The sequence below is a fragment of the Serratia rhizosphaerae genome (genome assembly GCF_009817885.1).
Classification (GTDB): Bacteria; Pseudomonadota; Gammaproteobacteria; order Enterobacterales; family Enterobacteriaceae; genus Serratia_B; species Serratia_B rhizosphaerae.
Window position 1 is genome coordinate 1,885,410 of sequence record NZ_CP041764.1, and the last position, 14,231, is coordinate 1,899,640.

Below are 14,231 nucleotides of genomic sequence, written 5' to 3' on the forward strand. Positions count from 1 at the left end.
ATGCGCCTTCCCCCGGCAAGACTGCAACGTGAAAGACGAAAGGTCGGTTACTTCACCGGCGTCGAGGTGCCGTCGGCGTGCCATTCGAAGACGCCGAACTCGAAGCCTTTCAGGTCGCCCTTGTCATCCCAGCTCAGCGGCCCCATCACGGTATCCACCGGCTTGGCCTTCAGATCCTTGACGATATCCTCCGGCTCCTGGCTGCCGCTGCGCTCCATGCCGGTCGTCAGCGCCTGCAGCGCCGCATAGGTGGTCCAGACGAAAGGACCGGTAGGATCCTGTTTCTTGGCCTTCAACGCATCGACAACCGCTTTGTTGGCCGGCACCTGATCGTAACGCTTCGGCAGCGTTACCAGCATGCCTTCCGACGCCGCGCCGGCGATATTCGACAGCGAGGAGTTGCCCACCCCTTCCGGCCCCATAAAACGGGTCTTCAGCCCGGCCTGTTTGGCCTGGCGCAGAATCTGCCCCATTTCCGGGTAATAGCCGCCGAAGTAGACAAAGTCCACGCTCTCTTTTTTCAAGCGGGCGACCAGCGTGGAGAAGTCCTTGTCACCGGCGGTGATCCCTTCAAACATGACCGGTTTTACCCCCGCTTTCTGCAGGCTGTCGCGCACCGCGCGCGCCAGGCCTTCGCCGTACTGCTGCTTATCGTGCACCACGGCGATGCGCTGCGGCTTCAGGGTTTCCATGATGTATTTGGCGGCGGTCGGGCCCTGATCGGAATCCAGCCCGGTGGTGCGCATGATCATCTGGTAACCGCGGGTCGTCAGATCGGCATTGGTGGCCGCCGGGGTAATCATGATCACCCCTTCATCTTCGTAGATATCCGACGCCGGCTGGGTGGATGACGAACACAGGTGGCCGATCACATAGCGAATGCCGTCGTTGATCACTTTGTTGGCCACCGCCACCGCCTGCTTCGGATCGCAGGCGTCGTCATATTCGACCGCCACCAGTTTGTCACCCTTGATGCCGCCCTTGGCGTTGATATCGGCGATCGCCTGACGCGCGCCGGTAAATTCCATATCGCCGTATTGCGCCACCGGACCGGACATCGCCCCGACGACGGCCACTTTAATCTCTTCCGCCAGCGCGCCGTGGCTCATCGCCATGGCGATGCAGCCGGCCAACCATGCCTTACCCTTGGTTACTTTCATCCGCATCATCCCCGTCTGTTGTTGTGTGTGAAGCTGTCCATTGTGTTTGCCATGCCGACGCATCAGCGCTTTATTCATAAGTAATAATGACTTAGGCATTTAAACGGCAATATTTTCTTATAAGACCTTATTTTTCATGCCATTAAACAGGAGTTTTCTTCTGCAAATCAACTTGACCATCCAGAAACAAGCGACGTAAACAGGATAAAGTATGGATGAAATCTGAACTATTTTCTCCTTTATGCAGCGCGTTACACTGGCTAACAAACTGTTTACTAATTTTTTACTCGGAAAATCACCGCGCGGAAAAACATTCTGCGAATCCGTCGTACAGAAAAAGTTACACATCGTGACCAGCAAGATCTATTACACTGACGCCATCGCTAATTTGCCCGGAAAGGTTACATGAAACTCACTATCGAACGGTTAACCACGCTGTCCGCACAGGACCTGATCGATCTTGGAAAAATCTGGCCGCATCAGACGCCGGGGCAGTGGCAATCCTGGTTAACCGGCGAACGGGCGCTGTTTGGCGCGCGCTTTAACGAACGCCTATTAGGCGCGGTAAAGGTCTCGCTGGATGGCGACACCGCGCAGCTGCACGACCTACTGGTGCGTGAAGTCACCCGCCGTCGCGGCGTCGGCCTCTATCTGGTGCAGGATATGCAACGCCAGCTGCCGCAGGCTGCCCATTGGCAGCTCTCTACCGCCGATCTTGCCGCCCGTGAACGCGGTGAGGTGGAAAACTTTATGCGCGCCTGCGGCTTCAGCGTGCACGGCGAAATCTGGCAAAAATGAAACGCTGGGCGGCTGCGCTGTTGCTGGTTCTGCTGGCTTTCGGCGCCTGGTTAGCCGGGCGCCATCAGGCGCTGTCGGCGCCGCCGGTCTGGGATCAGCAGGTTTATCTGTGGCAACGGGTCTGGAGCGCGCAGCACGCCCCGGCGCTGGCCGCCAGCCGCGATCTGTTTTCCAGCTTACGTATTCTCGCTCTGCAACTGCATCCGCGCGAAGGGCTGCGGGTGATGCCGGTCGATACCGCGCTGCTGAAGCAGGACGGCCGCCCGCTGTGGCTGGTGGCGCGTCTGGACGGTTCGCAGCCGCGCTGGGATGAGGAGCGGTTATATTCCCGGCTGCTGCAGCTAGTGCAACAATACCGCGCCGCCGGGCTGCCCGTGGTCGGTATCGAGATCGATCACGACGCCGCCACCGCCCGCCTGCCGCAGTACCACGATGCGCTCCGGCGCCTGCGCCGGCAGCTGCCGGCGGACGTACAGCTGAGCATCACCGCACTGCCGGCCTGGCTCGACTCGCCGCAGCTGCCGGCCCTGCTGCGGCAGGTTGACAGCTCGGTGTTGCAATTACACGCCGTACTCTCCCCGCAGCAGGGGCTGTTCGACAGCCGGCTGGCGCTGCGCTGGACGCAGCGTTACGCCCAGGTGACCGATAAGCCCTTCCGCATTGCTCTGCCGGCCTACGGCATGGGGCTGGTCGGCGTTGATGCGCAGGGCGCGCAGGTGGAGAGCGAGGCCTCACTGCGCGTGGCGGGCAGCCTGCGCGAGCTGACGGTCGCGCCGCAGCACATCGCCGACTTTCTGCAGCGGCTGTCTGCACATCCGCAGCCGCATCTGCAGGGCGTGGTCTGGTTTCGCCTGCCGCTGGCCGGCGACCGCCGCGCCTGGTCGATGAATACCCTGCGCAGGGTTATCCGCCAGCAGCCTTTACACAGCCGCTGGCAGGTAAAAATGCGCCCGCAGCCGCAGCAAAACGGCCTGTATGATCTGATAATTGCCAATGACGGCCCGGCCGATGCGCCGCTGCCCACGGCGGTTACGCTGGCGGCTGGCGACTGTCTGGCCGCCGACGCGGTTGGCCGTTACCGGCTGGACGCAACGGCCACGCAGCTGCGTTTTATCCGCACCGGGGATGAGTTGGTGCGCGCCGGGCAATCACGCCCGCTAGGTTGGCTGCGCTGCCAACATCTGACGCCAGGAGGCATTCGTGTTACACCTTAATTTTCGCACCGCCCGGCCGCTGACGCTGAGCATCGCCATCGCCGCCACGCTGGGCGCGCCGCTGACGCAGGCCTGCGGCCCGGATTTTCCCAACCGTCTGCTGCTCGACCGCAACGGCACGCTGCTGTCGATGCCAGAAGGCAATTTCACCTTTGAAACCAGCCGCCTGACGCCGGTCGATCCGCAACTGCCGCGCTGGCAGGCGCCGCCGCCGCCAGGCCCGATGAAACCGATGCCGCTGTCGCCGGAAACCGTCGCCATTAAACAGATGCGCACTGCCAAAACCGTGGAAGAAGCCGACGCCGTCAACGGCCAGGTACTGTCCGCCGCCGCACGCCAGTACACGCTGGGCGCCGTCGCTTTTGCCGCCCGCGATCCGCGCGCTGCGGACTACTTTCAGCAGGTGCTGGCCCTGCCGGATAGCGAGCAGGGAGCATGGGGGCTGCGCGCGCGCTACTCCCTCGGCAGGCTGCTGATGAACGACTACGGGACACCGGAAGACGCCGATACCTCCGCCACGCCTCCTCGTCCGGACCCGGCGCAGCTGCGTCAGGCGCTGGCCGCCTTTCAGCAGGTTATCGACCGCGTGAAAAGCGGCAGCGACGATCCGGACCAACTGGCGCTCAGCAGCCTCGGGCAGCAGGCGCGCATCCATTTCTGGCTGGGTGATATCGGCCGCGCCGTACACCTCTATGCGCAGCAGGCGGCGCAGGGTGATGCGCAAGGTGGGCGGTCGCTGCAATATGTCGCCAGCTATCTGGTCGATCCGCAGCACTTCGAACAGCTGAAAAAGATCGTGGCCGATCCGCTGGTACAGCAGTTGGTGACCGTCGAGCTGTTCGCCCGCAGCGGCAACCTGCAGGCACAGGATAATGACAGTTCGCCCCCACGTTCGCAGCAGATTACCCAACGTTTGCTGACGCTGCTGGACGCCGAGACAAAAAGCGGCTTCAACGGTAGCGACCGCCTGGCGGCGCTGGCCTACCGTTCCGGTAACTACCCGCTCGCCGCCAGCCTGCTGCGCCATGCCGGTGACTCCGGCCTTGCCTGGTGGCTGCGCGCCAAAATGGCGCTGCGCGACGGCAAGCTGCAGGACGCCACTGCCGCCTACGCCAAAGCGGCGGCCGCTTTCCCGGCGGATGAAAGCTGGGGCGAACAGCGCGGGGACAATTATGCGCAGGAAACCATTATCCCGGACTGCCGCATCGCCGGCGAACAGGCGATTCTGGCGCTGAACCGCGGCGATTATCTGCAGGCGCTGACGCTGCTGTACCACAGTAAGGAGCTGTATTGGGCGGATGTCGCCGACGTGGCCGAGCGGGTGCTGACGGTTGACGAGCTGAAAGCGTTTGTCGATAAGCAGGTGCCGCCGCCCAGTCAGCCGCTCAAACCGGTGGAGCCGAACGTGTATAACAGCCAGGTGCTGACGCCTGATATCCATCTGCGCGAGCTGCTGGCCCGGCGTCTGATGCGCGCCGGACGCTATCAGGAAGCGCAGAACTATTTCGCCGTGCCAAATTATCGCGCCGCCGCCCAGCAGCTGGCGCAGCAGTTCAGCCTTGCGCAGCAAGGCAGCAATAGCAAACTGGCGCGAGCGCAGGCCTACTACCAGGCTGCAACGCTGCTGCGTGAACAGGGGCTAGAGCTGACCGGCTATGAAATGACGCCGGACTACGGCATATACGGCGCCGGGTACTCTTACCTGGGCGACGCCTTCGACACCCGTGAGTTGACGCACAAAAGCTGGATCACCGCGGCAGAGGCCGCGCGCGCCGCCAAGGCATTGCCGCCGCAGGACAACCGCTTCCTGCACTACCGCTGGCAGGCGGTTGCGGCGGCGCAGAAGGCTGCGGACTTATTGCCGCCGAAAAGCCAGGCGTACGGCGCGGTGCTGTGCAACGCCGCCAGTTGGGTGATCAAGCGCGATGCCAAAACCGGCCGCGCGCTGTATAAACGCTACCTCGCCAACGGCAAGCCGGATGCCGCCCTAAATAAGTTCGGCTATCAGTGCCCGGCGCCGGACTTCGATGCGTTAACCGCCGAGTCCTGAACCGCCGCGGCGGACGACAGGCATAAAAAAACCCGGCTCTGCCGGGTTTTTTGACTGCATCAGCAATTATGCTTCGATCGCCATTTTCAGTTTTTTCATGGCGTTCTTTTCCAACTGACGCACACGCTCGGCGGAAACGCCGTAGCGGTCGGCCAGTTCCTGCAGGGTGGACTTGTTCTCATCGTCCAGCCAGCGGGCGCGAATAATATGTTGGCTACGCTCATCCAGACCTTCCAGCGCATAGGCCAGCTTGTCGGCGGCGTTGCTCTCCCAGTTGTCTTCTTCGATACCTTCGGCGAAGTCAGACGTTTTGTCCTGCAGGTACAGCACCGGCGCCATCGACTGGCCGTCGCGCGCTTCGTCGTCCGGCGTCGGGTCGAAGGTCATGTCCTGCGCCGCCATGCGGGATTCCATCTCGCGCACGTCTTTGCTGGATACGCCCAGCTCACGCGCCACCAGCTCGACTTCGTCCTGGTTGAACCAGCCCAGACGCTGCTTGGTTTTACGCAGGTTAAAGAACAGCTTGCGCTGCGCCTTGGTAGTAGCGACTTTGACGATACGCCAGTTACGCAGTACGTATTCGTGAATTTCTGCCTTGATCCAATGCACCGCAAAGGAAACCAGACGCACGCCAACTTCCGGATTAAAACGGCGCACAGCTTTCATCAGGCCGATATTACCTTCCTGGATCAGGTCCGCCTGCGGCAGGCCGTAACCCGAGTAATTACGGGCAATATGAGCGACAAAGCGCAGGTGAGACAGGATCAGCTGCTTGGCCGCATCCAAATCGCCCTGGTAATGCAGCCGTTCAGCCAGCTCCCGCTCTTCCTCTGCCGTAAGCATCGGATAGGCGTTGGCGGCCCGAACATAGGCTTCCAAGCTGCCTTGGGGTACTAAGGCTAAAGTTTGCATTTCTTTGGTCATTCAAACCCTCTCTCTAATAAAACCGATCGTACAGGTGACGATACTGCTGCTGCACATCACAACGCTGTTGCTGCCAAGCCTCTGTAAGGAGGTTTGTCGGTTGCCGATTGAGCCTGTTGAGTATCTGTTTGGCGGGGAGTCATTGATTTACGGTGATCATTGCAAAACGGTTCCACACGCCGGGCACCTTAACATTTGCTGCAATTTTTGACCGTGCTCTACCCTAAAAGTTCACCGTTTTTCGATCGCAATGTTCATGACAATACGCGATGAACTGACGGCCAGATAGGGAATTCGTGCGCTTGAGCAGAGGCGGGATCCCAGAAGATCCGAGATGGCTCTTCTCCTGCAACACGGCAAACGCAGCAGGAGAAGAGTATATCAAAAAATTTTTTACTGTGGTGTAAATCGGCGTAAATGTTGCACGGTGGCCAACCAGGCGGCAATCCAGCCGATCATCGCAGAGATGATCAACAGCAGTAATGCCTCGTCCCAACCCAGCCCGTGCAGCGTAAAGGTGGTGCCGAACACCTTCGCCACGCCGGCCACCACCGACTCCAGCTGCCACACCAGCGCGCCGGACAGAATCAGCGACAGCAGCGCGCCGAAGAAGCCCAGCATCGCGCCGCCGTTAAGAAACGGCCGCAGAATAAAGCCGTCGGTCGCGCCGATAAGCTTCATCACGTTGATGGTGTCGCGCCGGCTGAAGATGCTCAGACGCACGCTGTTGCCGATCACCAGGAACACCGCCACCACCATCAGAATGCCGATAATGGCCGCCACCTGACCCACCAGCCCGGTCAACGCCGCCAGGCGGGCAAACCAGCTGTCGTCCATACGCACTTCATCCACGCCCTGCACCGCCGTTACGCGCTCGCGCAGCGTATTCAGGGTGTCTGAACTCTGGAAGTCCATTTTCGGCGTGATAATCGCCACCGCCGGCAGCGGGTTCTCTTCCAGCATATCCAGCGCCCCGCCGAAGCCGGACCAGTTGCGGAACTCGCCGAGCGCTTCTTCGCGCGACAGGTAGTTCACCTTCTCGACGCCCGCTTCGGCCTTGATGGCGTCCAGCACCTTGACCGCAGCGTCATCGTCGAGCGATTTATCGAGATACACCGTCAGCTGCGGTGTCGGATACCATTGGGTTGCCGCCGTGCTGACGTTTTTCCACACGATGTAGCACACGCTCGGCAGCGTCAGAGAGATGGCGATCACCATCACCGTCAGCAACGTCGCCAGCGGCTGACGCAGCATGTCTTTGATCGCATTCATCCACGCATAGCGCCACTGTTCGCGCCAGCCGCCGCGCAGCGCCTTGCTCTTGGCGGTTTTTTTACTATTCGCCATGCTGCGCTCCTCCTATCATGCGGCCCTGGCTGAGCGTCAGAATACGGTAATTACGGCGGGCGATCAGCCCGGTGTCGTGGGTCGCCATCAGGACGGTTACCCCAACGCGGTTAAACTCTTCAAACAGGCGTAGGATGCCTTCCGACAGCGCGTCGTCCAGGTTGCCGGTCGGTTCATCCGCCAGCAGCACCGCCGGTTTGTTCACCACCGCACGGGCGATGCCCACGCGCTGCTGTTCACCGCCGGACAGCTGGATCGGAAAGTTCTTCGCTTTGTCCAGCAGGCCTACCTTGTCCAGCGCCGCCGACACGCGACGGCGGATATCTTCGCTGCTGGCGCCGGCGATAATCAGCGGCATCGCCACGTTGTCATACACCGTGCGGTCCAGCAGCAGATGGTGATCCTGGAAAATCATGCCGATCTGGCGGCGCAGGAACGGCACCTCGCTGTTTCTCAGCCGGCTGATGTCATGACCGGCGAACCAGATATGGCCGGCGCTCGGCCGTTCGATGCCGCATATCAGCTTCAGCAGGGTACTCTTACCCGCCCCGGAATGGCCGGTCAGAAACGCCATTTCTGCCGGGCGCAGATGAAAATCCACCCCCTGCAACGCCTGACGCCCGCCCAGATAAGCTTTACTGACCTGTTCAAAGCGAATCATCCGTATTAATCCTCTCGGGCAAAAAGTGCCTCAATAAAATCGTCAGCCTTAAACGGCCGCAAATCTTCGATGCCTTCGCCAACGCCGATATAGCGAATCGGAATGCCGAACTGATCGGCAATGGCGAAGATCACCCCGCCCTTGGCGGTACCGTCCAGTTTAGTCAGCGTGATGCCGGTTAACCCTACGGCTTCATTAAATAATTTCGCCTGGCTGACCGCATTTTGACCGGTACTGGCGTCCAGCGTCAGCATAACCTCATGGGGGGCGTCCTCGTCCAGTTTTTTCATTACCCGGACGATCTTCTTCAACTCTTCCATCAGGTGGGCTTTATTCTGCAAACGTCCGGCGGTATCGGCAATCAGTACGTCGACGCCGCGCGCCTTGGCCGCCTGCACCGCATCGAAAATCACCGAGGCGGAATCAGCGCCGGTATGCTGCGCCACCACCGGAATGTGATTACGTTCGCCCCACACCTGCAGCTGCTCTACCGCTGCGGCGCGGAAGGTATCCCCCGCCGCCAGCATCACCGATTTACCCTCGGCCTGGAACTGACGCGCCAGTTTACCGATAGTGGTGGTTTTGCCGACGCCGTTAACACCCACCATCAGAATGACATACGGCGTTTTACCACCGACATCCAGCGGTTGATCAACCTTGGCCAGAATTTCGGACATTTCCTCCTTCAGCTTGCCGTACAGCGCTTCAGCGTCTTTCAGCTGTTTACGGCTGGCGTGCTGAGTGAGGGAACTGATGATTTTACTGGTGGTTTCCACGCCAACGTCGGCGATCAGCAGCTGTTCTTCCAGCTCTTCAAACAGATCGTCGTCGATCTTCTTGCCGCGGAACAGGCCGACAAAACCGGACCCTAGGTTCTGTTTGGTCTTAACCAGGCTGCGTTTCAAGCGGGCGAAGAAGCCTTCTTTGGTCGGCCGCTCCTGTTCCTGCGACGCCGCCGGCGCTACCGCCACGACCTCCGGTTCAGCTTCCGCAACCGGTTCAACTTCGACAACCGGCTCAGCTTCCGCAACCGGCTCAGCTTCCGCAACCGGCTCAGCTTCCGCAACCGGCTCAGCTTCCGCAACCGGCTCAGCTTCCGCAACCGGCTCGGCTTCCGCAACCGGTTCAGCTTCTACAACCGGTTCAGCTTCTACAACCGGTTCAGCTTCTGCAACCGGTTCAGCTTCCGCAACCGGTTCAACTTCCGCAACCGGCTCAGCTTCCGCAACCGGTTCAACTTCTGCAACCGGCTCAGCTTCCGCTTCCGGTATGGCGCGTTCGGGCTGCGGCGCATGTTCCGGCGCAGCGTCCTTCTTCACCAGCAGCTCGGCGATGTCCGGCGCGGCCGTGTCGATGCTCTCGGCAGGTTTGGCATCGCTTGCCGTCATATCATCGACCTGCGGCGCATCCGCTTCCGCCTGCGGCATCACCGCCTCAACGATCTCGTCCTGCGTATACACCGGCGCGGCGCTTTCCGACGCCGCCTCGGCGTCTTCTTCCTGCGCTTCTGCCGCCGGCGTAGCGTGCGCCGTGATATCCGGCACATTTTCGGCAACCTGTTCGGTGCTGCCGTCCCATTCACCCGGCAGATCGACAGAAGCAGCAGGCTCGGACTCCTGCGCGGGGAGCTTATCATCCAGCGTGGTCGCCGGCGCAGGTTCTACCGCCGGCGCTTCAGATTCGGCCTGTTCTGCCTGCGGTTCCGGCTGTTTCTCTTCTTTTTGGCCGAAACCCAGCCAGGAGAAAAACCCACGTTTCTTTTCTTTTGCCATGCTGTGACCCTAACTCCGTACCAATGGCTGAATAACGAAAATAATTTAACCCCCGAGTCTATCACTTTCCCTCGCGGAGCAACACGCATCCGGCAGGTGAAAATCCGCCAATGGCCGTTGTTCGACGCCTCTTCGCCGGCACATCCCGCCGCATAAACCGCAAATTGCCAGACAGCGCGCTATTTCCCCGGGGCGTTCTCCCCGTTAGAATAGCGTTAACTTTTCTCGATCTGCGAAATACATTAAGACTTTTTATGGCAAGACTATCGTCGCGGCCCGCGCCCCGCAAAGCACAGGCGGCGGCTGCCGGACAAATCCGCATTATCGGCGGCCAGTGGCGCGGACGTAAATTACCGGTGCCGAACAGCGCCGGGCTGCGGCCTACCACCGATCGGGTGCGTGAGACGCTGTTTAACTGGCTGGCGCCGGTGATTCAGGGCGCGCGCTGCCTGGACTGTTTTGCCGGCAGCGGCGCGCTGGGGCTGGAAGCGCTGTCACGCTACGCCGGCAGCGCCACGCTGCTGGAATTCGAACGCCCGGTTGCCCAACAGCTGGAAAAAAATCTGGCACTGCTTAACGGCAACGGCCAGGTGATCAATACCAATGCGCTGAGCTGGCTGGCCAACGCCGGCGCAGCCTATGACGTCGTATTCCTCGATCCGCCGTTCCGCAAGGGGCTGCTGGCGCAAACCGTCACCCTGCTGGAGCAGCAAGGCTGGCTGGCCGATGAGGCCTGGGTATACGTGGAGGCCGAGGCCGAAAGCGCCGCGGCCGACGTGCCGGCCAACTGGGCGCTGCACCGTGAAAAGGTCGCCGGACAGGTGGCCTATCGTCTTTATATTCGTTCCGCCAAAGAGAAAACTGAAAATGCTGATTAATCTGGGTCGCCTGCTGATGTTATGCGTATGGGGCTTCCTGCTGACCAACCTGATTCACCCGTTCCCCAAGCCGCTGAAGTACTTTATCGACGTGGCGCTGTTCTTTATGGTGATAATGCACGGGTTTCAGGTGATGCTGTTGAAATCCACCCAGCCGAAGGATCAGCCCATCAGCTACTGGCAGGAAGCCAAAATCTTTATTTTCGGCGTGTTTGAGCTGCTGGCCTGGCAGAAAAAACAGCCGCCGCTGAAGAAGAAGTAACCTTCCGCATTTACCGCTGCGCGGTAAAAGAGATAAAGCGCGTGCCCTGCATCTTCAGGGTGCCGTGCGCACCGGGCGTTATCGGGTCATACTGCGGCTGCTTCAGCCGCACCACAATATTTTCACCACCGCGCTGCGGCTGAAAGGTCACCTCATAGCGCATCGCCTCATTGACGATATGCTCACGCTGGCGCGAGCGGTTGGTGCTGGCCGCAAAGGCGCGCTTGTCGCCCACCACAACCTGTGTGGCGCGCACCGGCTCGCGGTCGTTCGCCGCCTCCTGCTTACGCTGGCTGAAGTAACGCTGCGTTGCCAGTATGGCAATCAGCGCCACCACGGCGATAAAAATCAGCGGTGGTTTACTCATCTCTTTCCCATTCCCTTCGCTGCTAAAAGCGGGTAAACATAGCACTCAGTGAAAAACCTTACCGCACCGCAACGTGCTTCTCTATAGCCGGACAAATAACATCGCGGTCCTGATTCCAGGTATACACTGAAGAAGTGACGCAGGTGACATTTTTCGCGCCGCCCGATTATGGCGCTGATGACTAATAAGGAAGATATATGAGTTGGCCATTCCTTGCCGTATTCTTTTCCGGTTGGTTATACGTTGACGCCGCCTATCGCGGCCCGGGCTGGCAGCGCTGGGTGTTCAAACCCGTCACGCTGCTGCTATTGCTGCTGCTCGCCTGGCAGGCGCCGGTGCTCGGCGCCGCCGGTTATCTGATCGTCTTTGGCCTGCTGGCAACCCTGGCGGGCGATGCCTTGCTGCAGTTGCCCCGCCAGCAGATACTGTACGCCCTGGGCGCATTCTTCCTTGCTCATCTGTTGTATGCCCTCAGCTTCGCCAGCCAGATGACCTTCAGCCTGTTCTGGCCACTGCCGCTGGCGCTGCTGATTATCGGCGTACTGCTGCTGGCGGCGCTGTGGACGCGCATTACCGAACAGCGCTGGGCGGTCGTTGCCTACGTCGGCATGACGCTGCTGATGGTCTGGCTGGCCGGGGAACAATATTTCCTGCGCAGCACCGACTACGGTTTCTCGTTGCTGACCGGCACCTCGTTACTGCTGCTGGCAAGCATTGTCTGGCTGGTGAGCCATTATCGCACCAAGTTTCGCGCCGCCGACGCTATCGTCGCCTTCTGTTATTTTGTCGGCCACTTCCTGATCGTGCGTTCGCTCTATCTGTAAGCTTACGGGTTCGCAGCCGCGAACCCGCCATTCAGTCCAGCGCCTTCAGCGTCAGGCCGTCCTCATCGCCGATGCGGTGGCGATAAATATCGCCGTCACGTGAAAAAAACGCCAGCGTGCTGCCGTCGGCCTGCAGCAGCGCGATACCGTCCGGTGCGGGACGCCAGCCGGCCGCCGGCGCGCTCAGCAGCGTCTGCAGACACTGCTGCGCATCCTGCAGCTGATAACCGTTGGCAGCCGGCTGTTTGTCCGCCCGCAACGCAACCCGGCACTGTGTGTCGCCCTTGGCGACCTGCCACTCACCCGCCAGCGACTGCGCGGAAGGAAGAACCAAACTGCTGGCCATAGCGGCTCCTGTCGTTATGCAATATGTCATCATCGCGGCCACCACCAGGGTGGCGCGCATCCGTCGTTTGCTCATGGTCTGTTCACCGTAAACGTGGCGGGCGCGGCACAAGGGCCGCACCCGTCCTGCCGGTCAACCGGCAACTGCCTGATTACTGCCTAGACGATAAAATCGGTGGCGACATCCGCCTGCCCAACGATTTTCACCAGGAAATCCGGCGTGCTATGCCCGCCGAAGTCCACCGCCAAATCGCTGACATTGTTGGCGGCATCATAAGTCAGCAGAGCCTCACCCGCCGCGCCGCTGAACTGGTCGACAAAGTGAATCGCATCACCGCCCTTGTTAAAGTATGACAGATCGATTTTATCGATACCCTTCTGGAAGTCACGGATCCAGTCCGGCGCATCCGAGGTGGAGTCACCGACGGCAGAGAACACAAAGGTGTCATTGCCGGCGCCGCCCCACAGTTCATCGGCACCGCCGCCGCCGAACAGCACGTCATTGCCCGCACCGCCTTTCAGCACGTTGTCGGCTTGGTTGCCGACCAGCACGTCGTTGCCGGAGCCGCCGATGGCGTTCTCAATGGTCACGCCGGCCGCAATCGACACGTTGCCCTTCAGCCCGCCAACGTCGGAGAATGACGTCTCGTTCAGGTTGATGCGCTGGTCAGCGCTATAGCCGGAGAAGTCAAAGGTATCGTTACCGCCGGCATCCCACACGGAGAAGATCACTTTTTCCGCGTTGCTGCTGGTGCTGAAAAAGTCGCGATCGGTGTTGGAGTTAAAGCCGTATACCGTATCACCAGTGCGGGTGCTCATATTGGCGCCGTACAGGTGCTGGATCGCCGAAATGTCATCCAGCAGCGGCCCGGCGGCATAATGGCCGCCGTTGTCGCCGCCGGTGTTGCTTTCGCTCCAGTAGCTCATCAGGCTGAACATGCGGCTGTCTTCCGCATAGCTGGCGTCGCGATAGGAAGGGTTGCCCTGGCCGGCATTGTAGTCGCCAGGGTGGCTCAGCCCTAAGGCATGACCGATTTCATGGGTAAAGGTCTGACGGCCGTAATCTTCAGAGGCCGGATGCTGAATATTGGACTGGTTAATGTTGTACCAGCTTTGACCAGAGACGCTGCCGGAGCCCGGCAGCCAGGCGTAGGCCTGGGTGTCATAGTCGGTCTGGCCGTACTGATCCTGGCTGTAGTTGCCGAAGGTAATGTTGGCTTTCTGCGTGCCGGACACCTCGGTAAAAGTGATATTGGCCACATCAGACCAGGACTGCAGCGACAGTTTGGCCTGCTGCTGCTGTTCAGCGCTGAACTTGCTTAACCCGCGATCGCCGCCGTCATTGGCGGAATTGAACTGATAGTCGGGAAATGAGAAAGTCAGTTTTACCGGGGTATCAAATACGCCTTTTCCATTCCAGGTTTGGTTAGTTCGGGTAATATATAACCCGGCCTCTTCAGTAGAAAATGAGTCCTTGCCATTAACTTGAATTCCATTACCGCGTTGGTGATAATGCAGTAAATCATTAACGGCATCATAACCAGTTTTGGTCGCCGCCAGGCTGGATTCATTCACTTCTATCGCTTTTTTCTTCGATTGCATTGGTTCGATTCCACGCATTATTTGATC

The 14,231-nt window shown here is 60.0% G+C and carries 14 protein-coding genes; 6 read left to right on the forward strand and 8 right to left on the reverse strand.

All coding sequences use genetic code 11. From position 1 onward, the window contains the following. Window positions 1–47: 47 nt before the first annotated feature. Window positions 48–1,160, reverse strand: a complete 1,113-nt coding sequence (locus FO014_RS08885) for a branched-chain amino acid ABC transporter substrate-binding protein (protein WP_160029079.1) — start codon at window positions 1,158–1,160, stop codon at window positions 48–50. Window positions 1,161–1,565: 405 nt separating this feature from the next. On the opposite strand from FO014_RS08885, the gene panM reads away from it, so the two are divergent. Genes panM through FO014_RS08900 form a run of 3 tightly spaced genes read left to right on the forward strand, consistent with a single transcriptional unit; the run spans window position 1,566 to window position 5,222 of the window. Beyond that, a complete protein-coding gene (panM, locus tag FO014_RS08890; RefSeq protein ID WP_160029081.1) occupies window positions 1,566–1,958 on the forward strand; it encodes an aspartate 1-decarboxylase autocleavage activator PanM in 393 nt (130 codons plus the stop codon). Beyond that, window positions 1,955–3,172, forward strand: a complete 1,218-nt coding sequence (locus tag FO014_RS08895) for a DUF3142 domain-containing protein (protein WP_160029083.1) — start codon at window positions 1,955–1,957, stop codon at window positions 3,170–3,172. The genes panM and FO014_RS08895 overlap by 4 nt, the downstream gene beginning before the upstream one ends. Next, a complete protein-coding gene (locus tag FO014_RS08900) occupies window positions 3,159–5,222 on the forward strand; it encodes a hypothetical protein (RefSeq protein ID WP_160029085.1) in 2,064 nt (687 codons plus the stop codon). The genes FO014_RS08895 and FO014_RS08900 overlap by 14 nt, the downstream gene beginning before the upstream one ends. Window positions 5,223–5,288: 66 nt before the next feature. Here FO014_RS08900 and rpoH read toward each other — a convergent pair whose 3' ends face one another. From rpoH to ftsY, 4 genes are all read right to left on the reverse strand, one after another. After that, a complete protein-coding gene (gene rpoH / locus FO014_RS08905; RefSeq protein WP_105229375.1) occupies window positions 5,289–6,146 on the reverse strand; it encodes an RNA polymerase sigma factor RpoH in 858 nt (285 codons plus the stop codon). Window positions 6,147–6,539: 393 nt separating this feature from the next. Further along, a complete protein-coding gene (gene ftsX, locus FO014_RS08910; protein WP_160029087.1) occupies window positions 6,540–7,493 on the reverse strand; it encodes a permease-like cell division protein FtsX in 954 nt (317 codons plus the stop codon). Next, window positions 7,483–8,154 carry a cell division ATP-binding protein FtsE gene (gene ftsE, locus FO014_RS08915; protein WP_105229373.1) on the reverse strand — a complete coding sequence of 224 codons (672 nt, stop codon included), beginning with the start codon at window positions 8,152–8,154 and terminating at the stop codon, window positions 7,483–7,485. Before ftsE ends, ftsX begins: the two co-directional genes overlap by 11 nt. Before the next feature lie 5 nt (window positions 8,155–8,159). Continuing rightward, window positions 8,160–9,926 (reverse strand): signal recognition particle-docking protein FtsY, encoded by a 1,767-nt coding sequence (ftsY, locus tag FO014_RS08920; protein WP_160029089.1) that lies wholly within the window; start codon window positions 9,924–9,926, stop codon window positions 8,160–8,162. Between the two features lie 254 nt (window positions 9,927–10,180). Here ftsY and rsmD point away from each other — a divergent pair, with 254 nt between their 5' ends. Further along, window positions 10,181–10,804, forward strand: a complete 624-nt coding sequence (gene rsmD / locus FO014_RS08925; RefSeq protein WP_160029091.1) for a 16S rRNA (guanine(966)-N(2))-methyltransferase — start codon at window positions 10,181–10,183, stop codon at window positions 10,802–10,804. Beyond that, window positions 10,794–11,066, forward strand: coding sequence for a DUF1145 family protein (locus tag FO014_RS08930; protein ID WP_105229370.1), 273 nt, complete (start codon window positions 10,794–10,796; stop codon window positions 11,064–11,066). The genes rsmD and FO014_RS08930 overlap by 11 nt, the downstream gene beginning before the upstream one ends. Window positions 11,067–11,076: 10 nt before the next feature. Here FO014_RS08930 and FO014_RS08935 read toward each other — a convergent pair whose 3' ends face one another. Then, the gene (locus FO014_RS08935) at window positions 11,077–11,433 is read right to left on the reverse strand and encodes a DUF2500 domain-containing protein (protein WP_160029093.1); all 357 of its coding nucleotides are present in this window, start codon (window positions 11,431–11,433) and stop codon (window positions 11,077–11,079) included. Between the two features lie 197 nt (window positions 11,434–11,630). Between FO014_RS08935 and FO014_RS08940 the strand changes: the two genes are divergently transcribed. Further along, window positions 11,631–12,257, forward strand: coding sequence for a lysoplasmalogenase (locus FO014_RS08940; RefSeq protein ID WP_160029095.1), 627 nt, complete (start codon window positions 11,631–11,633; stop codon window positions 12,255–12,257). A gap of 31 nt (window positions 12,258–12,288) precedes the next feature. Here the strand turns inward: FO014_RS08940 and FO014_RS08945 are convergent, their stop codons facing one another. After that, window positions 12,289–12,603, reverse strand: coding sequence for an AprI/Inh family metalloprotease inhibitor (locus FO014_RS08945; RefSeq protein WP_232251578.1), 315 nt, complete (start codon window positions 12,601–12,603; stop codon window positions 12,289–12,291). Between the two features lie 158 nt (window positions 12,604–12,761). Further along, window positions 12,762–14,204, reverse strand: coding sequence for a serralysin family metalloprotease (locus tag FO014_RS08950; RefSeq protein WP_160029097.1), 1,443 nt, complete (start codon window positions 14,202–14,204; stop codon window positions 12,762–12,764). Window positions 14,205–14,231: the final 27 nt, after the last annotated feature.

What these genes read in the sequence shown, in the direction of transcription:
- FO014_RS08885 (WP_160029079.1), bottom strand. Translation starts at nt 1,160, where the DNA reads ATGAAAGTAACCAAGGGTAAGGCATGGTTGGCCGGCTGCATCGCCATG.
- panM (WP_160029081.1), top strand. Translation starts at nt 1,566, where the DNA reads ATGAAACTCACTATCGAACGGTTAACCACGCTGTCCGCACAGGACCTG.
- FO014_RS08895 (WP_160029083.1), top strand. Translation starts at nt 1,955, where the DNA reads ATGAAACGCTGGGCGGCTGCGCTGTTGCTGGTTCTGCTGGCTTTCGGC.
- rpoH (WP_105229375.1), bottom strand. Translation starts at nt 6,146, where the DNA reads ATGACCAAAGAAATGCAAACTTTAGCCTTAGTACCCCAAGGCAGCTTG.
- ftsX (WP_160029087.1), bottom strand. Translation starts at nt 7,493, where the DNA reads ATGGCGAATAGTAAAAAAACCGCCAAGAGCAAGGCGCTGCGCGGCGGC.
- ftsE (WP_105229373.1), bottom strand. Translation starts at nt 8,154, where the DNA reads ATGATTCGCTTTGAACAGGTCAGTAAAGCTTATCTGGGCGGGCGTCAG.
- ftsY (WP_160029089.1), bottom strand. Translation starts at nt 9,926, where the DNA reads ATGGCAAAAGAAAAGAAACGTGGGTTTTTCTCCTGGCTGGGTTTCGGC.
- rsmD (WP_160029091.1), top strand. Translation starts at nt 10,181, where the DNA reads ATGGCAAGACTATCGTCGCGGCCCGCGCCCCGCAAAGCACAGGCGGCG.
- FO014_RS08930 (WP_105229370.1), top strand. Translation starts at nt 10,794, where the DNA reads ATGCTGATTAATCTGGGTCGCCTGCTGATGTTATGCGTATGGGGCTTC.
- FO014_RS08935 (WP_160029093.1), bottom strand. Translation starts at nt 11,433, where the DNA reads ATGAGTAAACCACCGCTGATTTTTATCGCCGTGGTGGCGCTGATTGCC.
- FO014_RS08940 (WP_160029095.1), top strand. Translation starts at nt 11,631, where the DNA reads ATGAGTTGGCCATTCCTTGCCGTATTCTTTTCCGGTTGGTTATACGTT.
- FO014_RS08945 (WP_232251578.1), bottom strand. Translation starts at nt 12,603, where the DNA reads ATGGCCAGCAGTTTGGTTCTTCCTTCCGCGCAGTCGCTGGCGGGTGAG.
- FO014_RS08950 (WP_160029097.1), bottom strand. Translation starts at nt 14,204, where the DNA reads ATGCAATCGAAGAAAAAAGCGATAGAAGTGAATGAATCCAGCCTGGCG.